The sequence below is a fragment of the Chloroflexus sp. genome, from assembly GCF_034432675.1.
Classification (GTDB): Bacteria; Chloroflexota; Chloroflexia; order Chloroflexales; family Chloroflexaceae; genus Chloroflexus.
Genome location: NZ_DAOUBI010000233.1, coordinates 18,350 through 35,084, shown reverse-complemented (window position 1 = coordinate 35,084; position 16,735 = coordinate 18,350). Strand labels below are relative to the sequence as shown.

The following is a 16,735-nucleotide window of genomic DNA, read 5'->3' as shown; positions in this document are numbered from 1 at the left end:
CGTCGCTGGGGCAGCTTCTTCTTGCAACCACGCCGGCGCTTCACTGGCGGCGGCAGCCGACCATTCATCGGCAGCGGGTGCCTCAGCTTCGCGCAGCCAGGCTGGTATGTCACCCTCTCGCTCTGCTGGCGCCGCTTCATCTTGCAGCCAGGCTGGTGCATCACTGGCGGCAGCCGGCCATTCATCGGCAGCAGGTGCCTCGGCTTCGCGCAGCCAGGTTGGGATGTCAACAGAGGCTTCAGGCTCAGAACCGGCAGGCGTCAACCTCGAAGGATCAGACAGATCGACACCTTCCTGCCCTGGGACAACAGCACGACTATCGGCCAGCAACGTTGGCGCATCAGGCGTAATCGCAGGTGAAGTCGGCGATAGTGAAGACTCATCTTCGAGGAGCCAGGAAGGTAAATCAAGGCGCACCGAACCTGGTGCCGCAGGTGGCTCATCACCAGCAACATCCTGTAACCAGGCCGGTAGAGCCGGTGCCGAAGGATCAACAGTCGGTGGCCGATCAGAGGAGAGCCAATCAGGAACATCGGTTGCAACAACCGTCTCAGCATTAGCAGCACCGGCTCGCGTCCAGTAATCCTCTGAGGCCAGTCTGGTCAACTCATCCAGCCAATCGGTTGGAGTCGGTTCAGATGACTCCTTCGCCTCAGCCGAAGGAGTCGTTTCTATTGGGGGCAGGGTGGCTAACTCCTGCGAGACATCCTCTTCACTCAACTCACGCAACCAATCGGGAACACCGGCGTTTGGATCAGGAGGTGCCGGTTCTGGCGACTGTTCTGCTGAAGCTGGCTCAACCTCATCTTCATGGCCCATACTGCGCAGCCAATCGGTCGGGCCGACCGGCATCCGCAGGCGCGAACTCGTCGTTGGTGGCGGTTCAGACGGTGTCGCCGGGCCAGTCGACGTCTCACCCCCCAACCCTTGCAGCCAGCCGGTGGCCCCAAAGGTTGAAGGGCGTTCAGCCGGCGGTTCAGCCTCAACACCACCCAACCATTCAGCGGCGGAACCGGTATCAGCAAGCGGATCGGCAATTTCTGCTTGCAATTCGGCCAGCCAGTCGGGCACACCGGCCGATTCGGCTACCGCCTCAGAGACTGGTTCAGGTTCAGTAAGCCAGGCAGGCGGATGGCCTGTTGCCGGCGTCGGGGCTGGAGGGGTAAAACTATCAATACCACGCAACCAGGCCGGCGTCTCATCAGCGGCGTCGGTTGGAGGTGGAGGCAAGGGTACATTACGCAACCACGGTGGTAGGTGTTCCATAGACATTCGGGTGCCACTACCCAACCGTATCAACGGTCGGCATACGGCATATCAAAACCAATTAGCAGACGGACTCCGGCCACCAGCGCCCCAATCGCAGAGCCAAGCAGTAGACCACGCGCTCCAGCCACAACCAGATAGTCATTCACCCATTGCACCGTCTGCCCAATTATTGGCACGAGAGTTAATGGTGGCAACTGAATAATCAAAGCTATAAGCGCCACAGCCACCACAAACACAGCCTCGATGCGGCCACTACGCATTGTGCGCAGCATGGCACTGAGTACAAAAAACGAAAGCAGCGCTAACAGACTGGCGGCTAACGGTTCATAAATCAGACGAAAAACAGTACGGATCGGTGGATCGGCCAGCGTTGTCGGTAACGACAAACCGGTTGCAGTACGGGTCGGGTAGAAGACTCCAGCCACAATCACCACGATCATACCAGCTAGAAGCACAAGGCTATACCCGGCCTCCGCTGATCGGCTACGAGCACGACGTAGATGAACGAAAAACACACTTAACACGCCAATTGCAACCGCAATCGCTGTTACCAATGCTGCCCAGCGCACCAAAACGACAGCTATCGCACTTACTGCCGGGCCAGCACCGACAAAATCGAGCAGCACAATCAGGCCGCTGACCCCAGCAATTAACACAGTGATAAGCTGACGTGGATTGCGCAACGGAGATGACATTACCTCACCATCCCGGTAAAGCCGGCCATCCAAATGCCACCCGGATCAGACCGTATCCGAAAGCTATCAACATGAGCCAGATGACTATTGTGCGCAGTGTATCGTGAGTAAGTAACCGGGCCTGTGGGGCAGGTGCAGTCGTGAGATGTGCTTCAGCAGCGTACAGCTCTTCGCCGGCCAGTACGTGCGGCGTTGTAATGCTCATCAATCCCAGTGCCGATGGGTGCGTACTGCCTAGCACCTGTGGTATCGCCCGCTGAGCGCCGGTTTCAGCCGCCAGCAACACCTCTTGCCCAAATGCCCCGCTGAGCACACTGGCTTCCAGTTGCGCCTGCCGATAATGTGCCGCAACAGCAGTCGCGTATGCCATCGCATCAGCATGCGCCCACAATTCAATCTGGCGCGGGTCAAACGACTGAGACTGCCCCAATGCTTGATAGGCCTGCCGTACCACTCCACGCAAGGCAAGATGGGCAACCGCATCAGCCGAACTAACCTCAATCGCTGCCCCACCAGCCGCAGCCTGACTAGCGGCCTGGCCTATCATACTCAGACCGGCCAACAGCTCGGCTGTACTGGACCGTTGTCCTTCTCCGGCACCAATGGTGCTTGCCCCTGGCGAGAGATGAACCGGTCGTCCAGTTTCGGCACTACGCGCAAGAGCAGAGCGTAGCATATCAAGGGCGGGCAACGAGCGACGTTCCGGTAAACGACCAGAGAGCGCACGGGCATGATGTAGCCAGACCAGAGCGACAACGAAGACCAGTGTAACAATTAAGAAGATTGCCGGCAGGGTCATGAATATCAGTTCCTTCCTTCCGCCAACAAGCAATCTTTTACAGGCTAATGACCAATTTCTTATTGAGTTTAACCCACGAGATCGGGTTTGTCAATTATTTTCCGTGATCAGTTTTGAAGATATACTGTTGATTAGTCTTCGCGCTGCAAACGACTCTGCACCAAATCACGTAATGCCGGCCAATGATCGGGGACAGTGAGCGTATCAGCAATGACAGCCCAACGGGTTCCATGCAGCAGGGGCACTAATGCCTGTACCATCTGACTACAGACCACATCGAACGGTGCTGCTATATGCAAAAGCATTGCGACCGGCACATTAAGACCGGCTCTTTCAATCTGATCGGCCAGTTGTTGCAGCGGATGCAGCGGTTGCATGGGGCGGTTGCTCCACTTCGCGACGCAAAGCCTGTAGAAATTCCATTGCCAGCTTCTCGAAGCGTTTACGCTGGGTCGAATCGATGAGATGAGCCACCAGATCGGGCAACTCCAACTGATCCAGACGCTCGATACGGTAACGACCATCCCCTAGCGGGATTAGGTGACAGCGATTAACACCTTGAAATGGTGGAAAGCTAATGCGAAAACGGGTTGCCCGACTGAGTGGCGTATAATCAATCACTTCCATATCGGCGTGCACGAGTAGACCGTGCAACTTAAACCGATACCCCTGGCGAGGATGCTCGTTGGGAGGCAACTCGATACGCACCCGCTCTAGCGACGGCATCCAACGCGGCCAGTTGCCAAAATCATCAAGCACCGCCAGCACCCGCTCCGGCGGTGCCGTGGTTACAGTCGTTGCGGCGATCTCGTAGCGGATCATCTCGTCATACCTTTATCCTGTCGCTAAGCATACCATGTGATCAGAGTTCATCGCCAAAGGCAATCCCCAAACTCCTTGCACAGAGCACCAGGTCGCTGTGAGGACGTACCCGATTCAGGTAGCCACAGGCTTCAGCCAACGGCACCGTTACAATGTCTTGCCCGCGGAGAGCCACCATTTCGCCATAGATGCCACGAGCTGCCGCCTGCACTGCTGCTGCACCATAGCGGGTCGAAAGCAAGCGATCATAAGGCGATGGCGAACCACCACGCTGTAAATGTCCCAAAACGACAACCCGAACCTCTTTGGCGGTCAGCTTTTCGAGCTGTTCACCAATCCAGTGACCAATTCCACCCAACCGGCCTTCTGCGATATACATCTCGCTACCACCACGAGGGCGGGCACCTTCAGCCACAACGATGATGCTGAACGAGCTACCCTGCTGGTCACGCGCCATAATCTTCTCGGCGACTCGCTCAATCGAAAATGGAATTTCCGGAATCAAGATGACATCAGCACCACCAGCCAGACCGGCGTGGAGAGCAATCCAACCGGTATGTCGGCCCATAACTTCCAACACCATGACGCGATTATGGCTGGCAGCAGTGGTGTGTAACCGATCAATCGCGTCGGTTGCTACCTGCAACGCTGTATCGAAACCGAATGTGCGATCAGTTCCGGCAAGATCGTTATCAATCGTTTTCGGTACGCCGATCACCGGTGCACCCAATTTATGCAGTTCAAGAGCAATCCGCTGCGTCCCCTCACCACCAATAGTGATCAAGGCCCGCAGCCCCATCTCTTCAATCGCCTTTACCGCACGCACATACGGATCGGCCTCTGACAGCTCATCGCTCCGGCGTGGGCCAAAATGCCCCTTGTTGGTGGTGCGCAGGATTGTGCCACCCCGCGGCAATAATCCCTGTACATCAGCATTGGTAAGTACCCGGTAGCTCTTTGTCCCTAATAAACCCTCAAAACCATCGTGAATACCGATCACTTCCCAACCCAGACCGGACGCCGACTTGACGACTGCACGGATGACGGCATTGAGTCCTGGCGCGTCACCGCCACTGGTAAGCACGCCGATCCGCTGCTTTTTGCTCGCCATGGCTTACCCCTTTGGATTTGCGTTATCGTTTCAACCCGACAAACAGATTATACCACTCGCAACTATGTTTGCGAGTGAAAGACTGGTTTTTTCGGGTTGTCAGATAGCTATGCGAGAAGCCCTAACCTGACAGCGCATTACCCGGTCGTAGCCAAAACAAGGTGCCTGACTGGTGATTGCCATCGTTGCCAGACTGTTTGCGTGCCACCATCGTATCGGCTATAATGAAAAAAAGCGAAGAGGCCAGCGTCCCTGGCGGACACTGGCCTCTCGTAGTGAAGATCGGATAATGTGTTATCGTGTCTTCGCCAATGTACGCATGCAGCGGGTGCAGATGCGAACCTGGACGGACTGGCCGCCCGGTACCGTCAATGTCGTCTTCTGAATGTTGGGACGCCAGATGCGGTTCGTGCGGCGCTTCGAGAAGCTGACATTATGACCAAATGAAGGTTTTTTACCGCAAAGTTCACAGGTTGCCATACGTTTACTCTCCGAAAGATACATCTTTGTAACAGTTACACTTTGTGAGACTATACCATATTGCATTCGCTTTGGCAAACCGCTCCGGAAGACAGGGCAGACCATGGCTACAATGAAAGTGATTACCGACGGCGTAAGCGACATTCCGTTTGAGGTTGCGCACGAACTTGAGATTGAAGTGGTGCCACTGCTGGCACGTATCGATGACCGTCTGTATCGGATTGGCATTGACATCAGTGAGGATCAGGTCTACGATCAGCTCTTCAGTGGTAACCAGCGGGTCGAGATCGTTAGACCAAACGCAACGACCTTTGAGCAGCTCTACCGCAGCCTGTTAGGACGCTACGATTATGTCTTTTCGATTCACCTGAGCCGGCATCTCGGCGAGATTTACAGTGAAGCACTGGCTGGACGTTCCCGTTTACCGGCGTCGAGTACCCGGATCGAGATTATCGATAGTAAGCTGGCCGGCATGGGGCTTGGCTCGGTGGTCATTGCAGCGGCGCGGGCTATTCGTGATGGCATGACACCGGCTGAGGTGAACGAACGGATCGGACAAACAATTCGCCATACCCATACGGCATTTTTCGTCGATACGATGGAGTACCTTGAGCAGAGTGGACTGCTTACCTTTAGTGGTTCGCTGATTGGCTCGATACAGCGGATTAAGCCGTTGATGATTCTCGATGAGGGTGAAATCGTGCCTTACGAGCGCACGCGCACACGGGCGAAGGCGATAGAAGGTCTGTTTACCTTTGTCGAGGATTTTCCGCACGTTGAAGATGTGATCATTCACTACGCGACGACGCCTGAAGATGTCGAGAAACTGATCGAGAAGCTAGACCCCATCTTTTCCCGTGATCGAGTCCAGGTGTCGCGGATGGGACCAGCAATTGCTGCCTGCCTCGGTCCCGGTGCAATGGCAGTGACCGCGTTTGAAGGTTTCGATGAGGCATGACCGAGGCTGAGCGACAGCAGGTTATAGCGCTTGGCAGGCTACTGGCCGCCGAGCGCCGTGATGGATGCGCTGATCGGGTGACAACCGATGGCCTGGTGGCGTACCTCAACCAGTGGAGTGCAGCGGCAGGGAGTGCAGCACGTTTGCCCGCTGTTCAACGTGCACTTGGTTGTCTGGTCGGCTACGATGGCATGACGCTGGTCGAGCGGGATCAGGCGTTGGCCGAGGCAATCGAAATTCTGCGCTCACTCTTTCGCACTGCCCCTACTGCACCGGTTGAAACAACAGTGCCGCCATCGCCGGTAGTCAATCCTGCACCCAATGCCGGCCACGTACCGGTAACTAAGCGCAACACTTCTGCCCGTCAGTCACGCAAGCGAGCAGCTAACGTTGACCAGCGCCCGCTAGCTGAACTCAACCTCGATGCACCGCTTGAGCAGATCGCAGGCATCGACTGGCGGCTGGTCGGTGGTTTTCGGCGCCTGGGAGTGCGTACTATTCGCGATCTGCTGTACCACTTTCCCCGGCGCTACGATGATGTGAGGAACCGGCGTTCGATCAGCGAATTACAGGTCGGGGCCGAGGAAACGGTGATCGGTGAGGTGACCGATGTGCGCACTATCGGCGCCGGCCCCAAATTGCGGGTACGGGTCGAGGTCAGCGACGAGACCGGATCAATCGAGGCGATCTTTTTCAATCAACGCTGGATTGCGCAGCAGATTCGGGTTGGGCAGACGATTGCGCTCAGTGGCAAAGTGACAACCTTTGGCGGGAAGCGACAGTTTAGTAGTCCACGCTGGGAACGTTATACACCTGATCCCGATGCACTTTTACACACCGGCCGCTTGGTGCCGATCCATCCCCTAACCCAGGGCTTGCACGAGAACCAGGTGCGTCGCTTCATCAAGCAAGTGGTTGATACAATGGCCCCACAGGTCGAGGATCATCTGCCACCTGCTCGCCTCCAGCAGAGCGGGTTGATGCCGCTAGGTGAAGCACTGGCGCAAATCCATTTTCCGACCGACCATACCAGTCTGGCTGCGGCACGTCGCCGGTTGGGATTCGACGAATTTTTGTTTATTCAGATCGGTGTGTTGCAGCGTAAGCGCCTCTGGCAGCAGGAAATGGGCTATGCCTTCACTATCGATACGCAGGCACACGCAGAACTCCAACGCCTGTTGCCGTTTCAATTGACCTCTGCCCAACAGCGGGCAATCGAGGAAATCTTCAACGATCTCCGTCGTCCATCACCAATGGCTCGCCTGTTGCAAGGCGATGTTGGCAGCGGTAAAACAGTGGTAGCCGCAGCCGCACTACTTCAGGCCGTTGCCAATGGTTTTCAAGGCGCACTGATGGCGCCAACTGAAATTCTGGCCGAGCAACACGCCAAAAACCTGAAACAGCTTCTCAGCCGGGTGCGCGTGCCACGTAAGGCTACCACAGCCGCCACTTCTTCCGCGTATCAGCAAGCCGATTGGCGATCACTGCTCGATCCTGAAGAAGCAGCGCAACTGGCTGAGATTGTCTCCATTCTCGGCATGTCGCCCGAAGAGGATATGGGTGGGCACGGAGTACGGGTCGCTTTGCTTACCGGCAGCCTGGGGACACGCGAGCGACGGCGGGTGCTGGAAGGGATTGCCCGTGGCGAGATTGACCTGGTGGTAGGAACTCATGCCCTGATCACCGAAACGGTGCAATTCGCTCAGCTAGGGCTGGTGGTGGTTGATGAGCAGCATCGGTTTGGGGTAGAGCAACGTCTGCGCTTGAAGAACAAAGGCTACAACCCGCATATGCTGGTGATGACCGCCACCCCGATTCCGCGCACACTCACGATGACCATCTACGGCGATCTGGACGTATCGGTGCTCAACGAGCGTCCACCGGGCCGACAAGAGATTCGGACAAAACGGGTGGGCCGGGCTGAGCGAACGAAGGTCTACCGGCATATTCGGAAACAGGTCGCTGAAGGACGCCAGGTGTATGTTATCTGCCCGCTGGTTGAAGAGAGTGAAAAACTTGACCTGCCCTCAGCCGAAGAGATGTATGAACGCCTTCAGCACGAAGTCTTTCCCGACTTGCGGGTGGCATTGCTGCACGGCAAACTATCGGCCCGCGAGAAAGATGATGTAATGCGGGCATTTCGCGATCACCAGTACGACATTCTGGTCGCAACTGCGGTGATCGAGGTCGGGATTGATGTGCCGAACGCCACCACGATTATTATTGAGGGTGCCGAACGGTTCGGCCTGGCGCAATTGCACCAGTTTCGCGGGCGTGTCGGACGTGGTCATCATCAGAGTTACTGCATCCTGATCAGCGACAGCGATAATCAGCAGTCAAAAGAGCGATTGGCGGCGCTTGAGCAAACAACCGACGGCTTCAAGCTGGCCGAAATTGATTTACAATTGCGCGGGCCGGGTGAATTTTTCGGCACGCGCCAGAGCGGCACTCCCGATCTGAAGATGGCCCAACAGGGCGATACCCGTCTGCTGGCCGAAGCACGGGCATTGGCCGATGCCATTCTCGCCGATGATCCCGAACTTAAGCGTCCTGAACATGACCTTTTGCGGCGAAAAATGAATGACTTTTGGGCTGCGGCGACGCAGTCCGGTTGAAGCGATGAGGCTCGAAGATGCAGCTACATACTATCAGCATCCCCCCAGCATTAGGCGAGGCGACGTTACTGGAATGGCTGGTTGCCGTTGGCGAGTCTGTCACACCGACAACGCCGCTTGCCCGTGTCTTAACCGCACACACCGAGTGGGTTATCCCGGCTCAGTACGTAGGAATTGTGGCTGAGCACGTGGTGGCCGCAGGGGCAACAATCCCGGTAGGGGGCGAACTGGCCCGTTGTACTCCGCCACCACGGGTACGGGCGACACCTCTAGCCCGCCGGCTGGCAACTGCGTTGGGGGTTGATCTGACGGCTCTCGCCGGAAGTGGCCCCGGTGGTCGCATCATGCGTGCCGATGTTGTTAAAGCTGTGGATGTAGCTTCCGGCTCATCAGACTCTCTCCCGCCACCGGCAGTGGTAGGAGATACGGCGCATGCCAGAGCGGTAGCAGATGCAACGGTCGGTACGAATACGTCGTCGACCATTAGGCTGCGCATTGTTGATGCACAGCCAGCCCCGCTTGCCAGCGCGACGATTGCGATTGATCTGCAATCGGTGTTGCACCAATGCCGGGTGCAGAACGCGACGTTTGCAAGGTATGGCCTGCAAGCGACCCCGCAGAGCGCTCTGATCGCAGCCGCAGCCGGCCTCTTTCCTGAGCATCCTCTGATTAATGCCGCCTGGACTGAGACGGCTATCGTACTGCGCCATCGGTATCACGTAGCTGCCGGTTTAACCAATGGCCGCTGGGTGTTGATTCGCGATGCCGGCGATCTCAACGAACGCGGCATTGCCCGCGCCTTGACCGGAACGGGTCACGATCTGGGTATGGCAACCTGTGCGATTGCCGTTACTGCTGATTGGTGGCAGATCACGCCGCCTTTGCCGGGAACGGTAGCAGCATTGACGCTGAGTGAAGCGCAACTTAAGCCGGTGGCCCTCAGTGATACGACGATTGCAGTCGGGGCAGTGGCACACCTGAGCCTCTGCTACGATGCGCGGGTGCTTGATCATCCGACGGCGATGGCATTTCTGAACGCGCTCTGTCGGCGGCTCGGTGTCAGGCCGCTAGCCGAACCGCCAGAGGATGAGGTCGGTCTTGTGTCATCAGGCATTGCCTGAAGCACATCGTTTGGGGAACACGGCGCAGGAGCGTACAAGGCGCAGGGAAGTAGGGGCACGGCATGCCGTGCCCCTACGATTCCTGTCATACCAGCGCTAGCGTCCGACAGTGCATCGTCCAGGTGCAGTATCAGTGTAATCGTTGGCTGGTGTGTCGTGACTTCTATGCTACCGGATTTGATCAGGATACTACCAGCGCCGGCCCACCGTGGTGGGACATGCACAACCGCAGTGCCAGGGCAACAGTAGCTTGCGCGTCCGGTGAGGCAAGCCGGAGGCTCGCGCTCCCAGTGGACTACCAGCGCCGGCCCACCGTGGTGGGACATGCACAACCGCAGTGCCAGGGCAACGGTAGCTTGCGCGTCCGGTGAGGCGAGCCGGAGGCTCGCGCTCCCAGGATACTACTAGCATTGGCCCGTTGTTCACACGAACATCATCCGAACCGACCAGAGATATACTGCTCGGTGCGTTCGTCCTTCGGGTTCTGAAAGATTTGTGATGTCGGGCCATACTCGATGAGTTGACCGGCACGATCACTATCCATCAGGAAGAAGGCCGTATAGTCAGATGCGCGTGACGCCTGCTGCATATTGTGGGTCACGATGACAATCGTATAGCGTTGACGAAGCTCGAACATCAATTCCTCGATTTTCAGCGTCGAAATAGGATCAAGGGCCGAGCACGGTTCATCCATGAGAATCACTTCTGGCTCCACGGCCAGGGCACGAGCAATACAGAGTCGTTGTTGCTGTCCACCGGAGAGAGACAAGCCATTCTGGTTCAGCTTATCTTTCACTTCATCCCATAAAGCAGCGCCGCGCAATGAGCGCTCAACCAGTTCATCCATTTCGCGCTTCGAGAGCCGCCAGCCATTGATACGCGGGCCATAGGCAACATTCTCATAGATGCTCTTCGGAAACGGATTTGGTTTCTGGAAGACCATACCGATCCGACGGCGTACATTGACCGGATCAACACCTGGCGCATAGATATTCTCGCCGTGGAACAGGATTTCTCCTTCCACCCGCGCCGAGGGTACCAGGTCGTTCATGCGGTTGAAAGAACGCAGCACCGTACTCTTGCCGCAGCCTGAAGGGCCAATCAAAGCAGTAATGCGATTCTTTTCAATCGCAAGATTAACATTCTTTACAGCCAGAAATGAGCCGTAATAGACACTCATATTGCGCGCTTCAAGCGCGTTTAGATTGTTCTGATCTAAATTGTGGACTGTCATTGCTAACCTTCACTTGATTAGTAGCGCTTCTGATAGCGATTACGCAGATAGATCGCCAGCGCATTGATTGTCAACAAAATTGTCAGCAATACCAGAATACCGGCAGACGCCAACGCACGAAATTCATCTTGTGGCCGCGACGTCCAGTTAAAAATCTGGATCGGCAAAACGGTAAAGATATCTAGGATATTTCGGGGCAAGAATGGAACGAAGGTCAGTGCTCCAATGGTGATGAGAGGAGCAGTTTCGCCAATTGCCCGCGAGACGGCCAGAATACTACCGGTAAGAATACCACCGATGGATTGCGGTAGAACGACGTACCAGACAGTCTGCCATCGGGTAGCACCAAGTGCATAACTTGCCTGTCGTAGGCTCAGCGGTACTGCACGGATCGATTCGCGCGATGCCACGATGATAATCGGTACAACCAGCAACGCCAATGTTAAAGCGCCGGTGAGAATACTACGACCAAGCAACAGCCAGCGGGCAAAGACTTGCAGACCGAGCAGACCATATATGATTGACGGCACTGCCGCCAGGTTACTGACATTGATTTCAACCAAGCGGCTAAACCAGTTGTCATGAGCATACTCTTCAAGGTAGATGGCAGCCGCAACGCCAAGCGGAAACGAAAACAGGATGGTCAGGGAGATGGTATACAGGGTACCGACAATCGCCGCCTTTGCCCCAGCCCGCTGCGGAAAGCGCGAGTCAAAGTTGTTAAAGAAATCCCAGGTGAGCCAGTTTGTACCACCGCTAAAAATACCGGTAGACTTGCTGATCACGTCAAGGATCAAGATGAGCAGAACACCCAAGCCGAAGATAACACTTAGCCAGCCAAAGACGGTTAACAATGTACCCTTAAAGTGGCGCCACTTTAGATTACCACCACCCCGATCAACAATAGGCTCAGCTGTCTGAGCACTCACTCGAATCTGTTCCTGTGCGGACATTAATCGTAAACCTCCCGGAATTTGCGCACCATCCAATAACTGAAGATGTTGAGCACGAAGGTGAAGAGGAAGAGTGTAAAACCAACCGCATACAACGTGTAGTAGCTGAGTGAGCCATACGGTGTATCACCTAAACTAACCTGGACGATGTATGAGGTCATTGTCATCACTGGTACCGTTGGATCGAAGGTAAAGCGGGGATTTTGCCCGGCAGCAATAGCGACAATCATTGTTTCTCCGACAGCGCGTGAAAACGCCAGGACGACAGAAGCCACAATCCCCGAAATAGCTGCCGGAGTCACAACCCGGATGGCAACTTCAAATTTGGTCGAACCCAGTCCATACGCTGCTTCACGGAGCGAGTTAGGTACTGCCGATAACGCATCTTCACTTAATGAAGCGACAAACGGTATCAGCATGACTCCCATTACAAGCCCGGCACCGAGTGAATTAAAGATGCTAAGGGTTGGAATGAAGTTCTTCAGAAATGGTGTTACCACTGTGAGAGCAAAATAGCCGTAGACTACAGTTGGTATACCGGCAAGGATTTCGAGCAGAGGCTTCACCGTGCGTCGAATGCGATCTGAGGCAAATTCACTGAGAAAGATTGCCGCTACCAGACCGAGCGGCACTGCTAGCAGCATCGCAATTGCAGACGTAAGGACGGTTGCCGACACTAATGGCCAGATACCGTACTTCTTGATCGAGAAGAGGGGTGTCCATTCCGTTTCGGTAAGAAATTCAATGATAGAGACTTCACTGAAGAAGGCAATTGTTTCAAACAGGAGGGAAAAGACAATTCCAGCAGTTGTGAGAATAGAGATGGTTGCTGCTATAGTCAGCAAAATTTGAATGATTTTCTCGCCAATAGCACGAGCCTGATTTGGTTGTCTACGGAGGTCAGTTGCAGCCACACAATCCTCCTTTGATGGATGGTATTTTCTTCGTTCTCTAGCCTACCACAGAGACGCGGTATGAGCAAGCGCCATAAAGCTCTGGCTCATACCGCGCCATAATTATAACGTTACTTTCCTAAGTAGCGATCCAGGGTCAGACCGACTTCCTCACCCGGTTTGACCATTGTGCCCAGCACGCGGTCGTTGAAGCGCCTGGCAATCGCGGCATACAGCTCGTCCGACAGCTTCACGTAACCGACCTGCGAGGTCTGAATGATTGGGGTGAACTCTGGGCTGAGGTAGAAGTTGACAAACGCCTGTACCTCTGGCCGCTCAGCAGCCTCTTTGCGCACGTAGATGAACAATGGGCGTGACAGCGGCTGATAGGTACCGTTGGCAATCGTCTCGAAGCTCGGTTCCACACAACCGTTGCCGTTGTCAACCGCAATCGGCTTCACCTTGCCCTGGTTCTCTACTACGTAGGCGTAGCCGAGATAGCCCATCGCGTTCAGGTCACCATTCACACCGGTAATCGTCACGTTGTCATCTTCGGTGGCCTGATAGTCACCACGGCTTGCCTTGGCCTTGCCGTTGATCGCCTCGGTGAAGTAGTCGAAGGTGCCCGAGTCGGTGCCAGCACCTAGCAACACTAGTGGTCGATTTGGGAAATCGCTCCGAATCTGGTTCCAGTTCGTGATTACACCCTGAGCCTCTGGCTCCCAAACCTTCTTCAGCTCGGCCACGGTCAAACAGGTAGCCCAGTCGTTCTGCGGATTGACCACCACCGACAGACCGTCATACGCCACCGGCAGCTCGATGAACTCGATCCCGTTCTGCGCACAGATCGCCTGCTCCTCCTCGCGGATCGGACGTGAGGCGTTCGAGATGTCCGTCTCGCCGTTGCAGAACTTCTTGAACCCGCCACCGGTGCCCGAAATGCCCACGCTTACCCGCACATTCGGTGCCAGCCGCGAGAATTCCTCGGCAGCAGCAGCGGTCGGCGGATACACCGTTGATGAACCGTCAATAATGATGTCGCCACTTAGTGAAGCCAGCTCAGAGGCAGGCACAGTGGCCGGTGCTGGAGCTGCGGTGGGCTGGGCTGCCGGTGTCGCAGTCGGTTGGGCTGCCGGTGTCGCAGTCGGTTGGGCTGCCGGCTGCGGACCACAGGCAGCAATGAGCGGTACGATCAGAGCCATCAGCATGAGGCCGTAGATCCATCGTTTCGGGTTTCTTACCATAGTGAGTGTCTCTCCTTCAACTACTGTCTGCAATCTGCAAGCGCAAGCGAAGGCCAAGACTTGACATTGCCTGGCTACTGGCACTTCAGGGTGCGCCACTCTGTAGAATGCAGAGAGCAACGCTTGCAGCGATACAATACACGCGCCGGTTTAAGACAGCATCATTGAATTGTTAAGCTAGTATTAAATACAGGTGAACGTTCGAGGGATGCAACGCGAGTCGGCGAATCGATTGAATAACAGTGTAAGGTGTAATCTGTGGCAAGGTTTGTTATGTAACATTTCACTCAACAATGTACGTCGTTTCGGCGTGAGATCCGTGCTGAAGAGTCATTACTCTGCGCCACGGGCAAGCCTATCGGGGAGATTATCCTCGCTAGCGTAGGATATCGCAATGGTCTGCGACACGCCCCCACCCGCCCCCGCTGGGGGCGGGAGTCGCAGGGCAGGATGGCTTGCGCGGTCGCAAGTTGTGGCAAGCGCACCGGAGGCGCACGCTCCCAGGCAATAGTTATGACGTCCACTACACCAGTCTTGAGATGACTGGATCAGCGACTAATCTGCGGCACGTAGATACTGTAGACTGCTTCAACAACCTGCACCTGCGTGCTCCCCACTGCACTGCCTGGGCCACTGAGGGTGACTGTCAGCGGGCCGAGATCAGCCACATCAGTTATCGTCAGGATGAGCCGTAACCGCTGGCTATCGAGGAAGGTGGTTGAACGCGGTTGACCATCGATAAATGCCTGGGTAGTATTGGAGAAGTCAACACCATGCAGCACGAGCGGTGGCGGTAATTGATTGCGGGCTAATAGCGAAGGGGTCGCAACCAGAAATAGCTGCAATTCAAATGCGCCGAGATCGCAGGCGTTTAGTTGCGGGCGAGCGACTCCTCGTTGATCGGTTGGCGGGCAACCGCTACCGGCATCACGGGCCGGGCTATCAGCAGGAATGGCCATTGTCATCGTCAATCCACCATATGCCGCCAACGGCCTGAGCAGTGGATCGCGAAACTGGCTATCGCCCGTCTGAGATGGTGCGCTCTTGCCGGCAAAGCAGGTGACATCGTTCCAGAAACTCGCCCCGGTGAGACGGGGTGGGTATTGCAGGCTACGGCCATCGTGGGTAAATTCGCGTGAGCAATGCTGCTGAATGTTCCAGCCATTGCCACCGTTCCCGGCCGTGTTGTAGGCAAACAGGCTATTACTGACACTGCCATTCCCCGAATGACTGATTGCCCCACCGGTCCAGCCGGCATAGTTTTCGGCAAACGTGCTAGATTCGATGACGAATGGCTCAGGGCGATTATTCAATACGTACAGTGCCCCACCATTTGCATTGAAACCGGTTCCTTCAGCGCGATTGGCAACGAAGGTCGAATTGACAATGTGTAGACGAACCTGCTGCGGGAAAGCAATCGCACCACCGGAACCATCTTCACGTGGATTACCGTCAGAACCCGGTGTGCGTCGGGCACGATTGGCATAGAACAGACTGCCACTGATCATGATCTCAGGATTACCGGTACGAGCACCAATAGCCGTACCTCCACCGCCGATAGCTCCGCCCTGCGCACGATGGCCGCCAACTACAGCATTGGCGATGAATGAACTATCGATCACCTCCAGGCGGCTACTGTCTTCGTACAGATTAGCGTGAATGGCTCCGCCCGAATTGTACGCCTGGTTCTGCTCGAAGAGACAACGGACGATACGTAAACGGCGATCCGGCCCGCCCAATCCATCGGCCGAAATCGCACCACCAAGACTGTCTTGCGGACGCCCTCCAATGGCGGTATTGCGCAGAAAGACGCTATCTTCAACTGATAGACTGCTCTGCAACAAATGGATCGCACCACCGGCCCCATTGTTGGCGTAATTGTTTTCAAACCAGCTATTGGTGACAATAACCGCACCACCACGACTGTAGATCGCACCACCGCCGTAGTCATACGCATCTCTGCCTGGAGGGACTGCGGTCAGGGTGGTTTGATTGTCGCGAAAGATCACTCGATCTATGACCAATGTGGGAGTAAAAGCTGAATTGGCTGCTGCAAAATAACTACGAATCGCACCACCACTGCCATTAACCGCCGATTGATCGGTACCACCACCGCTGGTCCGGCCACCGGTGATCGTCAGATTTCGCAGTTCAAGGCGGCTAGGGCCAATATTCCCATACGTGAAATGGTCAATAATCCGCCCACCACTACCCTGCAACGTGATTAATCCACCGCCATCGATCAGGGTCTGGGGCGCATTGATGATCAGTGGCGAGGTAAGAGCAATGGTATGCGGATTTGGACCGCAATTAAAGCTAACGTCGCCACCGCCGGTCACTGCGTTCACCAGTGCGGTAGCCGTGCAACTGGCCGGTGTACCGGTACCGACCACCTTTGGCGCAGCCTGTACCGGGATAGACGGCCAGAGAAATCCGACCATAGCGAACAGCAAACTCGCAAGGTGCAGCCAGCGATGAAGGTTCATAGCGCCTCGGTGAAGGGTAACGCGGGTACGATCAGCTCCTCGCCAGACAGTTTAC

Annotated in this window: 15 protein-coding genes and 1 pseudogene; 4 read left to right on the top strand and 12 right to left on the bottom strand. The window is 55.7% G+C overall.

Annotation, left to right across the window (positions count from 1 at the left end; all coding sequences use genetic code 11):
* From VAE55_RS17680 to VAE55_RS17655, 6 genes and pseudogenes are all read right to left on the bottom strand, one after another.
* A pseudogene (locus VAE55_RS17680) lies at window positions 1-1,266 on the bottom strand (hypothetical protein); the annotation flags it as partial.
* Between the two features lie 29 nt (window positions 1,267-1,295).
* Complete coding sequence (locus VAE55_RS17675) at window positions 1,296-1,964, bottom strand: hypothetical protein (RefSeq protein ID WP_322817038.1); 669 nt, start codon at window positions 1,962-1,964, stop codon at window positions 1,296-1,298.
* A 4-nt stretch (window positions 1,965-1,968) separates the two neighbouring features.
* The gene (locus VAE55_RS17670; RefSeq protein WP_322817037.1) at window positions 1,969-2,763 is read right to left on the bottom strand and encodes a DUF6754 domain-containing protein; all 795 of its coding nucleotides are present in this window, start codon (window positions 2,761-2,763) and stop codon (window positions 1,969-1,971) included.
* A 131-nt stretch (window positions 2,764-2,894) separates the two neighbouring features.
* A complete protein-coding gene (locus VAE55_RS17665; RefSeq protein WP_322817036.1) occupies window positions 2,895-3,140 on the bottom strand; it encodes a hypothetical protein in 246 nt (81 codons plus the stop codon).
* On the bottom strand, window positions 3,097-3,585 hold the full coding sequence (locus VAE55_RS17660) for an SRPBCC family protein (RefSeq protein WP_322817035.1): 489 nt from the start codon (window positions 3,583-3,585) through the stop codon (window positions 3,097-3,099). Before VAE55_RS17660 ends, VAE55_RS17665 begins: the two co-directional genes overlap by 44 nt.
* 40 nt (window positions 3,586-3,625) lie before the next feature.
* Window positions 3,626-4,696: an ATP-dependent 6-phosphofructokinase gene (locus VAE55_RS17655; protein ID WP_322817034.1), complete on the bottom strand. Its 1,071-nt coding sequence runs from the start codon at window positions 4,694-4,696 to the stop codon at window positions 3,626-3,628.
* A gap of 172 nt (window positions 4,697-4,868) precedes the next feature.
* Here VAE55_RS17655 and VAE55_RS17650 point away from each other — a divergent pair, with 172 nt between their 5' ends.
* The gene (locus tag VAE55_RS17650) at window positions 4,869-5,081 is read left to right on the top strand and encodes a hypothetical protein (protein WP_322817040.1); all 213 of its coding nucleotides are present in this window, start codon (window positions 4,869-4,871) and stop codon (window positions 5,079-5,081) included.
* On the opposite strand, the gene rpmB is transcribed toward VAE55_RS17650, so the two are convergent.
* On the bottom strand, window positions 4,991-5,176 hold the full coding sequence (gene rpmB, locus VAE55_RS17645) for a 50S ribosomal protein L28 (RefSeq protein ID WP_012256168.1): 186 nt from the start codon (window positions 5,174-5,176) through the stop codon (window positions 4,991-4,993). The genes VAE55_RS17650 and rpmB overlap by 91 nt on opposite strands.
* A gap of 103 nt (window positions 5,177-5,279) precedes the next feature.
* Between rpmB and VAE55_RS17640 the strand changes: the two genes are divergently transcribed.
* From VAE55_RS17640 to VAE55_RS17630, 3 genes are read left to right on the top strand one after another with little or no spacing between them, the layout of a single operon-like run.
* Window positions 5,280-6,134: a DegV family protein gene (locus tag VAE55_RS17640; RefSeq protein WP_322817032.1), complete on the top strand. Its 855-nt coding sequence runs from the start codon at window positions 5,280-5,282 to the stop codon at window positions 6,132-6,134.
* The gene (gene recG, locus VAE55_RS17635) at window positions 6,131-8,749 is read left to right on the top strand and encodes an ATP-dependent DNA helicase RecG (RefSeq protein WP_322817031.1); all 2,619 of its coding nucleotides are present in this window, start codon (window positions 6,131-6,133) and stop codon (window positions 8,747-8,749) included. The genes VAE55_RS17640 and recG overlap by 4 nt, the downstream gene beginning before the upstream one ends.
* Window positions 8,750-8,766: 17 nt before the next feature.
* Window positions 8,767-9,870: an E3 binding domain-containing protein gene (locus tag VAE55_RS17630; RefSeq protein ID WP_322817030.1), complete on the top strand. Its 1,104-nt coding sequence runs from the start codon at window positions 8,767-8,769 to the stop codon at window positions 9,868-9,870.
* Between the two features lie 433 nt (window positions 9,871-10,303).
* Here the strand turns inward: VAE55_RS17630 and pstB are convergent, their stop codons facing one another.
* From pstB to VAE55_RS17605, 5 genes are all read right to left on the bottom strand, one after another.
* A complete protein-coding gene (gene pstB, locus VAE55_RS17625) occupies window positions 10,304-11,104 on the bottom strand; it encodes a phosphate ABC transporter ATP-binding protein PstB (RefSeq protein ID WP_322817029.1) in 801 nt (266 codons plus the stop codon).
* Window positions 11,105-11,121: 17 nt separating this feature from the next.
* Window positions 11,122-12,057, bottom strand: a complete 936-nt coding sequence (gene pstA, locus VAE55_RS17620; RefSeq protein WP_322817028.1) for a phosphate ABC transporter permease PstA — start codon at window positions 12,055-12,057, stop codon at window positions 11,122-11,124.
* A complete protein-coding gene (gene pstC, locus VAE55_RS17615) occupies window positions 12,057-12,971 on the bottom strand; it encodes a phosphate ABC transporter permease subunit PstC (protein WP_322817027.1) in 915 nt (304 codons plus the stop codon). Before pstC ends, pstA begins: the two co-directional genes overlap by 1 nt.
* A gap of 110 nt (window positions 12,972-13,081) precedes the next feature.
* The gene (locus VAE55_RS17610; protein WP_322817026.1) at window positions 13,082-14,194 is read right to left on the bottom strand and encodes a PstS family phosphate ABC transporter substrate-binding protein; all 1,113 of its coding nucleotides are present in this window, start codon (window positions 14,192-14,194) and stop codon (window positions 13,082-13,084) included.
* 548 nt (window positions 14,195-14,742) lie between these two features.
* Complete coding sequence (locus VAE55_RS17605; protein ID WP_322817025.1) at window positions 14,743-16,680, bottom strand: choice-of-anchor Q domain-containing protein; 1,938 nt, start codon at window positions 16,678-16,680, stop codon at window positions 14,743-14,745.
* Window positions 16,681-16,735 lie beyond the last annotated feature (55 nt).